Origin of the sequence: Planctobacterium marinum (genome assembly GCF_036322805.1) — a bacterium.
Taxonomy (GTDB): Bacteria; Pseudomonadota; Gammaproteobacteria; order Enterobacterales; family Alteromonadaceae; genus Planctobacterium; species Planctobacterium marinum_A.
In genome coordinates, this window is the sequence record NZ_AP027272.1 from 1,278,681 (window position 1) to 1,292,561 (window position 13,881).

Consider the following 13,881-nt stretch of genomic DNA (forward strand, 5'->3'; position numbering starts at 1 on the left):
CATCGTGTCAAAAGTAACAGACAGAAATTTAGTGGTAGGTCTGGATATTGGAACCAGCAATATTAAAGCCGTTGTGGGTGAGCTGGTGGAGGACGGTTCAATCAGTATTGTCGGTGTTGGCTCCAACCCATCCAAGGGGATGGATAAGGGCGGCGTAAATGACCTTGACCTGGTTGTGCAGTCTGTAAAACGGGCCGTCAATGAATTGGAGTTGATGGCGGATTGTCAGGTTTCGTCGGTGTTAATGTCCATATCTGGTCGCCATGTAAAATGCCAAAATGAAAGTGGTATGGTGCCCATTAACAATCAGGAAGTAACACAAGATGACGTTGATAATGTGATCCACGCAGCTCGCTCAGTGCCCATTGCTGCAGAGCGCAAATTGCTGCACGTATTACCTCAGGATTACACCATTGATGTGCAAGAGGGCATCAAAAATCCGGTGGGTATGTCCGGTGTTCGTATGGAAGCTCGGGCGCATATCGTCACCTGTGCCGATGATATGGCAAAAAATTTAGTAAAATGTGTAGAAAGATGTGAACTTCGAGCGGATCAGATGATATTCTCTGCATTAGCCTCGAGTTATGCCGTACTCACTGAAGACGAGAAAGAACTCGGTGTGTGCGTTGTTGATATCGGTGGTGGAACTATCGATATGGTGATCTATTCTGACGGAGCGATCCGACACACGGCGGTTATTCCGGTGGCCGGAAATCAGATAACCAACGATATCGCTAAAATATTCCGCACACCTATCAGCCACGCTGAAGAAATCAAAGTTAACTATGCCTGCGCTTTGAAAGACATGGTTAGCATGGAAGAAACCATCGAAGTGCCGAGTGTTGGTGGACGAGCTGCTCGTACCATGTCGCGACATACGTTATCTGAAGTGGTTGAACCAAGATATCAGGAGTTATTCGAACTGATACATGAAGAGATCAAGTCCAGTGGATTTGAAGAACAGATTGCTGCCGGTATTGTTTTAACCGGTGGAACCGCAAAAATGGAAGGGGCGGTGGAATTTGCCGAGGAGTTGTTCCAAATGCCAGTAAGAGTAGGAACACCCTTGAATGTGAAAGGATTGGCGGAATACGTGGATGATGCCACCTATGCTACCGCTGTCGGTTTGTTACATTATGGTAGCGAACAAGTTGTTACCAAGAAAAACAATAAAAATAGTGCCAACGAAAGCATATGGGAACGTGTACAAAGTTGGTTTAAAGGGGAATTTTAACGACGAACCAAAATGCGCTAGGTTCGTTTTTAAGTGCAAGCTAAATCGGAGAGTAAAATATGTTTGAATTGATGGATAGCCACAACGAAGAAGCGGTCATCAAAGTCATAGGTGTCGGCGGCGGTGGTAATAACGCTGTTGAGCACATGGTGTCACAGTCTATTGAAGGCGTAGAGTTTATTGCCATCAATACTGATGCCCAGGTATTAAGAAATTCCAGCGCCAATTTGACCTTGCAAATTGGCTCTAATGTAACCAAAGGTCTTGGTGCCGGAGCGAATCCGGAAATGGGCCAAAAAGCGGCTGAAGAAGACCGCGAAACCATTAAGCAGGCGATTGAAGGCGCTGACATGGTATTTATTACTGCCGGTATGGGTGGTGGTACCGGAACGGGTGCCGCACCAGAAGTGGCCAAAATCGCCAAAGAAATGGGTATTTTGACTGTTGCCGTTGTAACCAAACCCTTCCCGTTTGAAGGCAAAAAGCGCAGCACTATTGCTGATGGTGGTATGGAAGAACTTGCTAAGCACGTCGACTCTTTAATCACCATCCCCAATGAAAAATTATTGAAAGTGATGGGGCGCGGTACCCCGCTGTTACAAGCTTTCAGTGCAGCCAACGATGTGTTACGCGGCGCAGTGCAGGGCATTGCAGAACTGATCACGCGTCCGGGTCTGATCAACGTCGACTTTGCAGACGTTAGAACGGTAATGTCAGAAATGGGCACGGCCATGATGGGTAGTGGTGTTGCTCGCGGTGAAGATCGCGCAGAAGAAGCCGCAGAAGCTGCTATTGCTTGTCCGTTATTGGAAGACATCGATTTGTCAGGTGCACGAGGCATTCTGGTTAATATTACTGCAGGCCCTGATTTTGCGATTGATGAGTTTGAAACGGTAGGTAATGCTGTTAAAGCATTTGCTTCTGAAAATGCCACAGTTGTTGTGGGTACAGTTATTGATATGGACCTGGCTGATGAACTGCGTGTTACCGTCGTAGCCACTGGTATTGGCGCTGAGAAAAAGCCTGAAATTTCGATAGTTTCCAACAGAAGTAATCGCGTCAATGCCGAGGCTTCTGAATTTAAATTACAAGCCAATGGAACTGATTCCATTGTACCGATGTCTGAGACTGGAAAGGTAAGCACAATCACGGAAGAAAAAGTGGATAGCGGAGATTTGGAGTATCTTGATATTCCAGCATTTTTGCGCAAACAAGCTGATTAATTCGCGATTGCATTGCATTTCGGCTGGAAATTGTAGTTTTATTACATTTATTTGACTTTGTGGTCAATTAAAGGGTAAACTGCGCGCCGCTTTTTTGCATATTGCTTAAATTATATACAAGGTTGGGCATGATTAAACAACGTACAATCAAACAAGCTGTATCAGCGACTGGTATCGGTCTGCACAAAGGGGAGAAGGTGACGATGACTCTCCGTCCTGCTCCTGCAAACTTTGGTGTAGTATACAGACGTATTGATCTGGAACCCTATGTGGATATTCCCGCTAAGGCGAATGCTGTAGGGGACACTATGCTATGTACCTGTTTAAGCAATGACGATGGCCACAGTATTTCCACCATTGAGCATTTGTCTTCTGCACTTGCGGGACTGGGCATTGATAACTTGATAGTTGAAGTAAACAGCAATGAGTTGCCGATAATGGATGGCAGCGCTAGCCCGTTTATCTTTTTGTTGCAGTCTGCCGGTATTGAAGAACAAAGCGCTGCTAAGCGTTTCATTAAAGTGCGCAAAAAAATCCGTGTTGAAGACGGCGATAAGTGGGCAGAGTTCGTTCCTTACGATGGCTTCCGCGTGGATTTTACCATCGATTTTGAACACCCAGTGATAAAACAAACCAACCAAAGGATGGTGATGGACTTCAGCAGTGAATCTTACATTGATGATGTCAGCCGTGCGCGCACCTTTGGGTTTATGAAAGACCTGGAGTTCATGCATGCTAACAATCTTGCCTTGGGTGGTAGTATGGAAAATGCTGTTGCGCTAGATGAATATCGCGTGCTAAACCAAGAGGGTTTGCGTTACAAAGACGAATTTGTAAAACACAAAATTCTTGATGCGGTTGGTGACCTTTACCTCGGTGGGCACAGTATTGTCGGTGAGCTTCGTGCTTATAAATCCGGTCACGGGCTGAATAACAAACTGCTGAACGCTCTGTTGCAAAAGACCGATGCTTGGGAGTACGTTAGTTACGAATCTGGCCAGGACATGCCAATCAAGTATGCTGCGCCGGGATTGTCTTTCTCCTGATACATCGATTTTTTATTAAAAAGCCACCTTTTGGGTGGCTTTTTTAGTTGTTCTTGTTTGACTGATGCGTTGCAAAACATCATTCATATTTTTCACTACACGGTCGATGCTATTAAAGAACACAGCCATAAGGGTACCAATTGAGGTACCGTTGGCAGTTTCATAAGATTGACTTATCATTAATGTGTGTTTATCTTTCTTGCTTCTTGAGTGCCTTAGCCAAAGGCGCGAAACGAGAAAATGAGCACCTTTATTGACTTTCCGGAAAGCTTTTAGACGATTATGAGTCTTACAATTTTATATAGAAGTCGGAAAATTAAACTGATAAAAACGGTTTCCCTACGCAATTTGGGTGTCGCCGGTTTTTTTGGTGGGCTCATATTAGCTGCTATAATGGTTTCTGAGGAAGAGACTGATCTGCGTTTTGCTGAGCGCGTCGCTGTCACTCAGACGGGCTTGATAGAGCAGCAGCAAGAATTGTCCGAACTACGCAAAACAACCGAGCAGAAACTTGCGGGTATGATGTTGAAGTTGGGGGAAATGCAAAGTGAATTGCAGCGACTCAATGCGTTGGGCGAACGCCTTGCTGAAGAATCAGATCTATACGTAGAAGAATTTCAATTTGGACATCCCTTACCCATTGGTGGACCTAGCCATGATGTGGTTATGCCAACGGTTGATTCCTCTATGGAAGTGCTTAACCAAATAGATTCTATGATGGCTCAGTTGAAAAACAAATCGCAACAGCTACAAGCTCTTGAATCTGTGTTGATGCAACACCATATACAAAACGAGAGCTTCATATCTGGGCGGCCAATAGAGACCGGGTGGTTGTCTTCGTATTACGGCATGCGCAAGGATCCGTTTTCCGGATTGCCAGCGATGCACAAAGGTATTGACTTTGCAGGTGCGGAAGGTGCACCAGTAAAGGCTACCGGAGCGGGGATGGTTGTTTGGTCTGGTCCAAGATATGGTTACGGTAATCTGGTGGAAATTGACCATGGCGATGGTTTAGTGACTCGCTACGGGCATAATAAAAAAATCCATGTTAAAATCGGCGACGTTGTTACCAAAGGGCAAAAGATTGCTGATATGGGACAAACAGGTCGCGCAACTGGCGCTCACGTCCATTATGAGGTGCTGAAAAACGGTAACCAGATGGACCCGCTGCAATTCGTCTATCGCAAAGCAGCAAATTGACGGCCCGAAAGGGCAAATCAAAATTAAGGTTTTTAACAATCGGCTCCCAGAGCCGATTGTTTTTATCAAGTATTGAATAAGAGTAATGGACGTCTAAATTAGGGCTCCGGATCAGGAAATAAGAGTTAATGTTTGCAAATATCCTCACCAAAGTTTTTGGCAGCCGCAACGACAGAACGCTAAAAAAATTAAATAAAATCGTTTCACAGATTAATGCTTATGAACTGGAGTTTGAAGGCTTATCCGAGACGCAAATCAAAAATAAAACTCAAGAGTTTAAAACTCGCCTGAGTGAAGGTGCTAGCTTAGATGATCTTTTGCCCGAGGCTTTTGCACTTGTCAGAGAAGCCAGTAAGCGCGTCTATGGCATGCGTCACTTTGACGTACAGATGCTGGGCGGTATGGTGCTCGATCAAGGTAAAATTGCCGAGATGCGTACCGGTGAAGGTAAAACTCTTACTGCTACATTACCCTCTTATCTCAACGCCCTTTCTGGCAAAGGTGTACACATTATTACCGTTAATGATTATTTGGCCCGTCGTGATGCCGAAGGTAATCGTCCATTGTTCGAATTTCTCGGGCTGACGGTAGGTTGTAATGTGCCAGGTATGGGCCATGCAGAAAAGAAAGAGGCCTACGCGGCGGATATCACTTACGGTACCAACAATGAGTTTGGTTTTGATTATCTGCGTGACAATATGGCTTTCAGTCCGGAAGAGCGGGTGCAACGTCCCCTCAACTTTGCCGTAATCGATGAGGTGGACTCAATTTTGATTGATGAGGCGCGTACGCCGCTAATCATCTCAGGCCCGGCAGAAGACAGCTCCGAGCTTTATCGTCGCATCAATACCATTATTCCTGAGCTGATACAGCAGGAAAAAGAAGATGAAGAAGGTAAAGAAGGTGACGGTGACTTCACTATCGATGAAAAATCCAAGCAAGTACACTTGACTGAGCGCGGTCAGGTGCACGTGGAAGAGATATTACATCGCATTGGGATTTTGCCTGAGGACGAATCTCTGTATGGTGCCACTAATATCTCCCTTTTACATCACGTTAATGCCGCGCTTCGTGCCCACAAGTTATTCCAGAAAGACGTTGATTACATTGTCAAAGATAACGAAATAATCATCGTTGATGAGCACACTGGTCGTACTATGGAAGGTCGTCGCTGGTCTGATGGATTACACCAGGCGGTTGAAGCCAAAGAAGGCGTTAAAATTCAAAATGAAAACCAAACCTTAGCCTCTATCACTTTCCAGAACTATTTCCGCTTGTACAACAAGCTATCCGGTATGACGGGTACAGCGGACACGGAAGCGTTTGAGTTCAACCATATCTATGGTTTGGATACTGTCGTTATCCCTACGAACAAGCCGATGATCCGTAAGGATATGGCTGATTTGATCTATATGACGGCGGAAGAAAAATACGAAGCTATCGTAGAGGATATCAAAGATTGTGTTAAACGCGGTCAGCCTGCTTTGGTGGGTACGGTGTCCATTGAAAACTCAGAGCTGTTGTCTCGTATTCTGAAGAAAGAAAAGATTCCTCATAAAGTACTGAACGCTAAGTTCCACGCACAGGAAGCCGAAATTGTTGCCCAGGCGGGTAAACCTGGCGCCATTACGATTGCTACTAACATGGCGGGTCGTGGTACCGATATTGTGCTGGGCGGTAACTGGCAAGCAGAGATCGCTGCCATTAACGATCCGAAACCCGCTAAAGTGGAAAAAATCAAAGCGGAATGGAAAGAGCTTCACGCTAAAGTACTGGAAGCCGGTGGTCTGCATATCATTGGTACAGAGCGCCACGAATCTCGTCGTATAGACAATCAGCTGCGTGGACGTTCTGGTCGTCAGGGCGATCCCGGTTCATCGCGTTTTTATTTGTCACTGGAAGATCCTTTGATGCGTATTTTTGCCTCAGATCGTATGGCTGGCATGATGAAGCGACTGGGTATGGAGCGCGGTGAAGCAATCGAGCATCCTTGGGTCACCAAAGCCATCGAAAATGCGCAGCGCAAAGTTGAGGGCCGTAACTTCGATATCCGTAAGCAATTGCTGGAATTCGATGACGTAGCTAACGATCAACGTAAAGTTATCTACGAGCAGCGCAATGAATTATTGGACGAAGGTGATATTAAAGAAACCATTGATATCATCCGCAATGATGTCGTAGATGACACCATCAGCCAGTACATTCCACCGCAAAGCTTGGAAGAGATGTGGGATGTACCGGGCCTTGAAGAGCGTCTTAAAGCAGATTATCTGATCGACCTGCCTATCGCTAAATGGTTGGAAGATGACGACAAGCTTTACGAAGAGTCGCTAAGAGAGAAAATCCACCAGGCTATCGATGCGGCTTACGCTGAAAAAGAAGAGCAGGTGGGAGCCTCGGTATTACGCCACTTCGAAAAAGCCATTATGCTGCAGAACCTGGATAGTCATTGGAAGGAGCATTTGGCAGCGATGGATCATTTACGTCAGGGTATTCACTTGCGTGGCTATGCTCAGAAAAATCCCAAGCAGGAATACAAGCGCGAGTCCTTTGAGTTATTCAGTGAAATGTTAGAGTCGCTGAAGGTAGATGTGATCAGCATCCTTAGCAAGGTACAAGTGCGCGCTCAATCTGATGTGGATGCGGTGGAAGAAAAACGTCGTCAGCAAGAGCAAGCTGCGCCGAAAAACTTTGAGCATCAGTCACCTAACCAGGCGGAAGATCAAGGTCAGCAAACCGCCCGCAGACAGCCCAAAGTGGGGCGTAACGATCCTTGCCCTTGTGGTTCGGGTAAAAAGTACAAGCAGTGCCACGGTAAACTAAGCTGATATGACTAACATAGTTGAAGTTGCCGTTGGCGTAATTCTGCGGGATAAGGAAGTGTTCCTGACCCGCAGAGCCAGTGAAGCCCACCAAGGGGGTAAGTGGGAATTTCCCGGCGGTAAACGCGAGGCCAACGAATCCATGCCTGAAGCGCTTGCCAGAGAGCTTCAGGAGGAAGTAGGTATCGAAGTCCTTGCTTCAACACCTCTTATGCAAATCAGCCATGATTATGGTGACAAAAAAGTACTATTAGACGTTAATCTGGTAGTGCAGTTTAACAACGAGCCGGAATCCAAAGAAGGCTTAGAATTTCGTTGGGTGCCCATCAACCGGTTGTCTGAAGTCGACTTCCCTGAAGCAAATAGTGCTATTGTTAATAAGCTCTTAGCTGTGTAAAACAAAGACTCTTTCTTTATCCATTCTGCGCACTACACCATTCAGCCATTTACTGGTTACGCCTTGATGGTGTTATTTTCATATTGAGGGAATAAAATAGACCTCTTTTACGTCTGTTACAAAGTAGGGGTTAGGCCCTGAACGTTTTACCTCAATTAATATTTTTGCATGGAGAGCATCTAATATGTTTCGTATTCTAATCATTTCTGTTTTCTTTTTACTTTCCGGTTGCGGTGGGGGCGACAACATTACCAGTGATCCTGAGCTTTTTGATCCGCCGCCAGACAGCTACATTGAACCTTCTGATTTGCTTCTGGTGGAAGCCACCCAGCGGGGCTTCACTGAACTTATTAGCATTCTTGATACTTCGCTTAGTGATTTCAGACTCAACCCACAGCCTGATTACTTTGAAGTGAGAGCTTACTCACCGAATTCTTCCGAATCTGAAGACGCCAGTGATTATGAGGTGTATTACGAGTTCGATGCTGCAATTAAAACAAAGTTTGCAGAGCCTGCTTTGTTAGCTTTGCAAGAGGTCAACAGTGAATATGGCTATACCGTAGGTTGCTATCCTATTATCTGCCATGTTTACATTGCTGCTCTCTACGATGAGACAGCTACAATCGTTGACAATCAACTGGATCTCTTGAATTTTCTAGGAGAGATAGACAGGCCTGCGGAGCTGCATTTTATAATTAACCATCTTGAGACTGCTCAGTACTATCGTAAAGTGGAAAGTGGCTATGAGGTTCTCACGAGTTGGTTCGACTGCAATGGCCGCAATGGTGTTAATTTGCAGTATGTAGATGAATTCGGCAATGTGACATTACTTGAGGAATTATTGAATCAATCAGTCAATATGGTTTGCTGATTAAGCCTTGTGCCTATTGCTTTGTCAGGATTTAGACCCGTCACCATTCAGTTAGTGACGGGCATAGCAGGTAGTAATTAGTCTCTGCAATAGATCTTACGTCTCGTAGCAAATATCAGAAACAGTAATCCGGCAATTCCCAAAGAACCTCCACTGCTACCGTTATCTGAACCGCTTGGAGGCGCAACAGGGGCCGGTGGTGGCGTATTGTCAACCACCGTTGGATCCGTATTTTGATTGTATTCAGTGAGGTTATTTACACCATCACCATCTGTATCTACAGCGGCGTCGCTTGGATCTAAGGGATCCAAGCCAAAGTCTTCTTCAAATGAGTCTGGCATGCCATCACCGTCATCATCCGTGTCTGATTCGTTGCCAATACCATCACCATCGGTGTCGATAGCTGAACTCGAATCGAGGGGTAAGTCATCTTCACTATTAAGTATGCCGTCACCGTCTGTGTCATGAGCGTCGTTGTAGGGTTGTTCGTCCAAAGCCTTACCAACGAACACTAAACCCACTGGTTTATTTAGCCCACCGACACCAGCGTCTATCACCACCGAGTCAAATGCACCTGTCGTACCGTCAAATTTCAATACCTGGTTGGTATCACTGCTACAAATATAAAAGTCACCATCAGGTCCAATTGTTAAGCAGCCAGGCATGCCCAAACCGCCTCTCCCGGCACTGATAAATTCACTCAGGTACTCACCGCTAGCCGTATATTGCGTGATATTTCGGTTTCCCGCATTACTTACGTATATCAGGCCATTGGCGTCTTTGGCTAAATGTTCCGGTTTATTGAGTCTGACATTAGCAAAAACGGTCCCCGTTGAATTCCCTGCATTGTCGTTCAAAATCCGAAGCTCATTACTGCTGCGTGATGCAACCAGTAGCGTATTGTTGCTCTGTAATAACACGTCGCGCCATACTGCTGTGTCGAAAGTTTGCTTGGTGACTCTATTGCCTGTACTGGTCATTGCTACACCATCAAGATAAGAATAGCCCAGACCATTGTTCACCAATAAATGCTGATCACCGCGAAACAAAAGATGGGCCGGAAAGTTTGTCGCTAACTGGCTGCGATCGATAGCATTAATAACTTCGCCGGTTTGTCTGTCTAAGCGATACACGTCACTGAATGCGATAAAATATACTTGCTGACTGCTGTTGACTTGAATATCGGAACGGAAAGTTAGTCCGCCCTCGTCGACAGTTGCAGCAACACCGATAAAGTCACCTGTTTGGGCATCAAATTCAATAATTTGATTGCTATTCGCACTAACAATTAATATGTTGCTTTGGCTTAATGCTGTGGGTAGGTAGTAATCCTCTACGCCATCATTATCATCATCCAGATCACTCAGGTCGCCGGTATTGTCTAGGTCTAAATCTCTGAATTCCTGAAAATTATTCGGAATAGCATCTTCATTGTTGCCAATGCCATCCCCGTCGCTATCCAAAGATTCCTCTGGGTTTAATGGCAGTTGATCTGAAGTGTCTGCAACTCCGTCATTGTCATCATCAGTGTCCTGATTGTTACCGATGCCATCACCGTCTGTATCCAGCCACTCCATACTGTCATTGGGAAACGCATCGCTGTTATCGCCAGTACCGTCACCATCGGAATCTTGAGTTTCTTCTGGTGAAAATGGAAAAGCGTCTAGCCTGTCATTAACTCCGTCACCATCAATATCGGTAACACTGGTAATTGGAATCGTCACTTCATCGGTAAAAACTGACTCTCTCAAGCCAGCGTTCTGAGCGGCCGTTATATTGATGGTACGCGCATTATCAGCAAATACACCGTCGCCACATACCTGGCCGCCACAGCTAAAGGACAAGTTTGAGAAATAAGGAAGTTTATAGTTTCGGTTTTCATCACCTGTGCCGATACTACTCATCACTGTATTGTACTGACCCGGTACTAACAATGCGCCAGAAAAGCTGTATGAGCCTACACTCGCTCCATCTCGCCACTGATGACCAGCACCAAAGTTATGGCCAATTTCATGAGTGAAGGTATTGATACAATTAGAACCACCACTGATGCCTACATTGCTGACGTTTGCCAGTACACCTGGCACCGTATTTGGAAAGGTTGCTCTACCGCAAGCATCACGCTCATTCAGGTCATGAGTACGGATCATAGCTACGATGTCAGCGCCTGATTCATCGCGCCAGGCTGCGATCGATCTCAATGAGGTATCGACAGCGGTAGCAGGGTCATCGTCCAGAGCGCCAACGAGATCGTCTAAGGCTAAATAAGATGATGGCTGGCTGTAATTGACGAGTTCACTGCGAACCAGCTGCAATTGCACATTAATACCACTATCAACAAATGATTGATTGGTTTTTTCCACCAGATGGTTCATCAGCGTAAATGACATTTCACCAGGGTAAGCAGCTCTGATATTTGGCGTAAATAACAACATCACATCTACAACGGTATATTCGTTTGTCTCCGATTCAGCCATTTCTTGATACGAATTCGGCGACTGCATTGGTGAGCCCAGCGTATCATTTTCGTAATTACCGTGAAGCAGGGCAAGCTGGCTTATGTCCACTTGCCACGATTGGTTGTCGCGCACTTCGAAAAGCAGGCGTTTCCCGTTACCGACAATTTCTCCCATTGCTGTGTTTTTACCTTGAGTATAAATAATGCGGTAGTCTATGCCTGAATGAACAAAATCTTGGCTAACAAATTGGTGCGAAGCTCCAGCGTTTTTGACTTGTGCAACGGGGATACTGATAAGCTCTTGTTCGATGGGTAAGGTTAATAGTGCCTTTGAATATTTACCTTCAAATTCTGATCTGTTTATCCCTACAACGAGATTATTGTCATTGTGGTAATAGATTTGATTAGCCGGAATATTGGAAAATTGTTGGGGTACATTGGTTGCGAAGGCGGTGCCTGGTAAGCTTAGTGCCGATATCAGACTAAGTATGGAAAGCGCTGATTTCATTACGATTTTCATCCCTGAATTAATTGTTGTTGTTTTTCTTGAGAACTAAATTGCCCTAATTTTCATGAGATTGCAAATAGTTAGCAATGAACTTTTATCGAATAAACAGACATGTGTGACTTGTGTCGCACATGTCTGTTTGCTAAAGTGCGACAACTGTCACACTTTAGGTGATTTATGAAACCCAACTCTACCGAACTCACTATTCTCAAATTATTGTGGCAGAGCCAGCCCAGAACCGGGAAAGGTATCCATGATGCTCTCAGTAAGCGCTTTGGGTGGGGCTATTCCTCAACACGCAAGACTTTAGAACGTATGAGCGCTAAAGGTCTGTTGTCAGAAGGAATGCAAGGCAATAAAAAGATCTATAGTGCCAAACTGGAAAAGATGCCCACGTTGGCACTGTTGGCTCAGGATTTTGCCAAACAGATCATGGAACTGGACTCACCCTTACCCGTCGCCATGTTTGCCGACAGCAAAATAATGAGTTCTGAAGAGCTTGCTGAATTAGAGTTGCTATTGTCATCTCCCAGTAATAAGGACAATCACAAGGGGGAGGCAAACTAAGATGCCTGAACCATTTGTCGACGTGATTGTTTGGTGTTTTTTGAGCGGTTTCTTGCTACTCATCGCTAATGTGTTAGCGCAGCATGCCCCGCAAAATACTGTTCTTTGGTGGACCATATTGTTTTTAACACTTGTGCCGTTTATTACCTTGCCCGTCGTTTTTACGCAAGTAATGAGCATTCCTGAAGTACTCTTGCTAGGGGAGTTTCAATCTGCTTTTACACAAGTGGGAACGGTGTTTCCAACGGGAGATAATGGTGCTTTATATACTTCCCGGGCAATGATTATTCTAGTGCTTGCATATTTGTTTGTCTTTACGCTGAAATTAACTCGCTTTTGCAAGCAGTATTGTGCTTTGTGTCGCTTATGTCAGAGTGCCACTGAAACCCAGAGGTTAGGCTTCAAAGTGTATCAACTGCCGCTAAATTGCTCCCCTTTCGTTTCAGGATTATTGCGCCCCAGGATTTATGTGCCACAACAGTTTTTTGATTTTCCACAGACTGAACAACAAGTGTTGTTGTGCCATGAATTAAGCCACATTCAAAATCGAGATCATATATCAGTATTGGTATGGCGGTTGATTACAATTGTTTGCTGGTTTAATCCTTTCATCAGAAAGATGGAGAAGGGCTTTGTAAAGGCAATGGAATACCGCTGTGATCTCAACACCATCAAAAGCCACAATATTTCTCCTGTTCAGTATGCCAGAGCGTTACTCAATGGATTTAAGCTTGCATCGACTCCCTCTGCAAATGTAGTGTCTTGTTTTACAGCCGGACAGTTCGATGCAAGGGACAATAAACGTCGCTTGCAGCTTATTTTACAGCCTCAGAAAAGCATGGGTGCGCTGTTATTGTCTGCAATAATTGCAGCATTATTTACCAGTTTAACATGGGCAAATACCTTGTTTGATGAAAGTATCGTTCAAGAGACAGATGGCGAAATAAGGTGGACTTATCCATTGGCAGATTTAAATGTGACCTCACCTTATGGTCATGTTTCGCGATTGAGAAATTACCGAAAACACGGTGGTGTGGATTTTGGTGTACCAGAGGGGACACCCGTAACACCTGTAGCTGAAGGAGTCGTAACTATTGCAGATAACTCAACCTTATCCAGCAAGTATGGAAACGTTATTTTAGTCGAACACAGCAATGGCTATCAAAGTCTATACGCTCACCTGAATGAGATCAGGGTGAAACCGGGTATGAAGGTTTACAAAGGACAAACTATCGGTTCGGTGGGGGCTACCGGGATGGCGACTGGACCCCATTTGCATCTTGAAATCTTAAACAATGAGCGACGCATCGATCTCTTAACGGTACTCGATTAACAAATTAGTGCTGGTTTTGTTGTTTAGCCAGCATTTCTTCGATATCTTCTGGATCAATATTGATATTGGAAGACTGAGACAGCGGTGTTGATATGGTATGGCTTTCGTCTGCCCATTCGCCTAAATCGATAAGCTGACAGCGTTTACTGCAAAAAGGGCGATGTTCATTATTTGCAGACCACTCGATTTGAGTCTGACATGTAGGGCAATTGACTTTCATTG

The 13,881-nt window shown here is 45.0% G+C and carries 11 protein-coding genes; 9 read left to right on the forward strand and 2 right to left on the reverse strand.

Translation table 11 applies throughout. The features are described 5' to 3' along the window. Positions 1-4 precede the first annotated feature (4 nt). The 7 genes from ftsA (at position 5) to AABA75_RS05700 (ending at position 8,793) form a co-directional block, all read left to right on the forward strand. Positions 5-1,234, forward strand: a complete 1,230-nt coding sequence (gene ftsA, locus AABA75_RS05670; protein WP_338291580.1) for a cell division protein FtsA — start codon at positions 5-7, stop codon at positions 1,232-1,234. 59 nt (positions 1,235-1,293) lie between these two features. After that, a complete protein-coding gene (gene ftsZ / locus AABA75_RS05675) occupies positions 1,294-2,457 on the forward strand; it encodes a cell division protein FtsZ (RefSeq protein ID WP_338291581.1) in 1,164 nt (387 codons plus the stop codon). 128 nt (positions 2,458-2,585) lie between these two features. Further along, on the forward strand, positions 2,586-3,503 hold the full coding sequence (lpxC, locus tag AABA75_RS05680; protein ID WP_338291583.1) for a UDP-3-O-acyl-N-acetylglucosamine deacetylase: 918 nt from the start codon (positions 2,586-2,588) through the stop codon (positions 3,501-3,503). Positions 3,504-3,785: 282 nt separating this feature from the next. Continuing rightward, a complete protein-coding gene (locus AABA75_RS05685) occupies positions 3,786-4,703 on the forward strand; it encodes a peptidoglycan DD-metalloendopeptidase family protein (protein WP_338291584.1) in 918 nt (305 codons plus the stop codon). A gap of 128 nt (positions 4,704-4,831) precedes the next feature. After that, positions 4,832-7,531 carry a preprotein translocase subunit SecA gene (gene secA, locus AABA75_RS05690; RefSeq protein WP_338291586.1) on the forward strand — a complete coding sequence of 900 codons (2,700 nt, stop codon included), beginning with the start codon at positions 4,832-4,834 and terminating at the stop codon, positions 7,529-7,531. A 1-nt stretch (position 7,532) separates the two neighbouring features. Then, the gene (mutT, locus tag AABA75_RS05695) at positions 7,533-7,922 is read left to right on the forward strand and encodes an 8-oxo-dGTP diphosphatase MutT (RefSeq protein ID WP_338291588.1); all 390 of its coding nucleotides are present in this window, start codon (positions 7,533-7,535) and stop codon (positions 7,920-7,922) included. 184 nt (positions 7,923-8,106) lie between these two features. Next, entirely contained in the window at positions 8,107-8,793 is a 687-nt protein-coding gene (locus AABA75_RS05700) for a hypothetical protein (RefSeq protein ID WP_338291589.1), read from the forward strand. A 77-nt stretch (positions 8,794-8,870) separates the two neighbouring features. On the opposite strand, the gene AABA75_RS05705 is transcribed toward AABA75_RS05700, so the two are convergent. Next, positions 8,871-11,759: a reprolysin-like metallopeptidase gene (locus AABA75_RS05705; RefSeq protein WP_338291590.1), complete on the reverse strand. Its 2,889-nt coding sequence runs from the start codon at positions 11,757-11,759 to the stop codon at positions 8,871-8,873. A gap of 177 nt (positions 11,760-11,936) precedes the next feature. On the opposite strand from AABA75_RS05705, the gene AABA75_RS05710 reads away from it, so the two are divergent. Both AABA75_RS05710 and AABA75_RS05715 read left to right on the forward strand, forming a co-directional pair. Next, positions 11,937-12,326 carry a BlaI/MecI/CopY family transcriptional regulator gene (locus tag AABA75_RS05710; protein WP_338291591.1) on the forward strand — a complete coding sequence of 130 codons (390 nt, stop codon included), beginning with the start codon at positions 11,937-11,939 and terminating at the stop codon, positions 12,324-12,326. 1 nt (position 12,327) lies between these two features. Continuing rightward, entirely contained in the window at positions 12,328-13,659 is a 1,332-nt protein-coding gene (locus AABA75_RS05715; protein WP_338291592.1) for a M23/M56 family metallopeptidase, read from the forward strand. Positions 13,660-13,663: 4 nt separating this feature from the next. Here AABA75_RS05715 and yacG read toward each other — a convergent pair whose 3' ends face one another. After that, a complete protein-coding gene (gene yacG / locus AABA75_RS05720) occupies positions 13,664-13,879 on the reverse strand; it encodes a DNA gyrase inhibitor YacG (RefSeq protein WP_338291593.1) in 216 nt (71 codons plus the stop codon). Between the last annotated feature and the right edge of the window lie 2 nt (positions 13,880-13,881).

Excerpts from the sequence above, each read along its gene's own strand:
- ftsZ (WP_338291581.1), top strand. The coding sequence starts at position 1,294 with ATGTTTGAATTGATGGATAGCCACAACGAAGAAGCGGTCATCAAAGTC.
- lpxC (WP_338291583.1), top strand. The coding sequence starts at position 2,586 with ATGATTAAACAACGTACAATCAAACAAGCTGTATCAGCGACTGGTATC.
- AABA75_RS05685 (WP_338291584.1), top strand. The coding sequence starts at position 3,786 with ATGAGTCTTACAATTTTATATAGAAGTCGGAAAATTAAACTGATAAAA.
- secA (WP_338291586.1), top strand. The coding sequence starts at position 4,832 with ATGTTTGCAAATATCCTCACCAAAGTTTTTGGCAGCCGCAACGACAGA.
- mutT (WP_338291588.1), top strand. The coding sequence starts at position 7,533 with ATGACTAACATAGTTGAAGTTGCCGTTGGCGTAATTCTGCGGGATAAG.
- AABA75_RS05700 (WP_338291589.1), top strand. The coding sequence starts at position 8,107 with ATGTTTCGTATTCTAATCATTTCTGTTTTCTTTTTACTTTCCGGTTGC.
- AABA75_RS05705 (WP_338291590.1), bottom strand. The coding sequence starts at position 11,759 with ATGAAATCAGCGCTTTCCATACTTAGTCTGATATCGGCACTAAGCTTA.
- AABA75_RS05710 (WP_338291591.1), top strand. The coding sequence starts at position 11,937 with ATGAAACCCAACTCTACCGAACTCACTATTCTCAAATTATTGTGGCAG.
- AABA75_RS05715 (WP_338291592.1), top strand. The coding sequence starts at position 12,328 with ATGCCTGAACCATTTGTCGACGTGATTGTTTGGTGTTTTTTGAGCGGT.
- yacG (WP_338291593.1), bottom strand. The coding sequence starts at position 13,879 with ATGAAAGTCAATTGCCCTACATGTCAGACTCAAATCGAGTGGTCTGCA.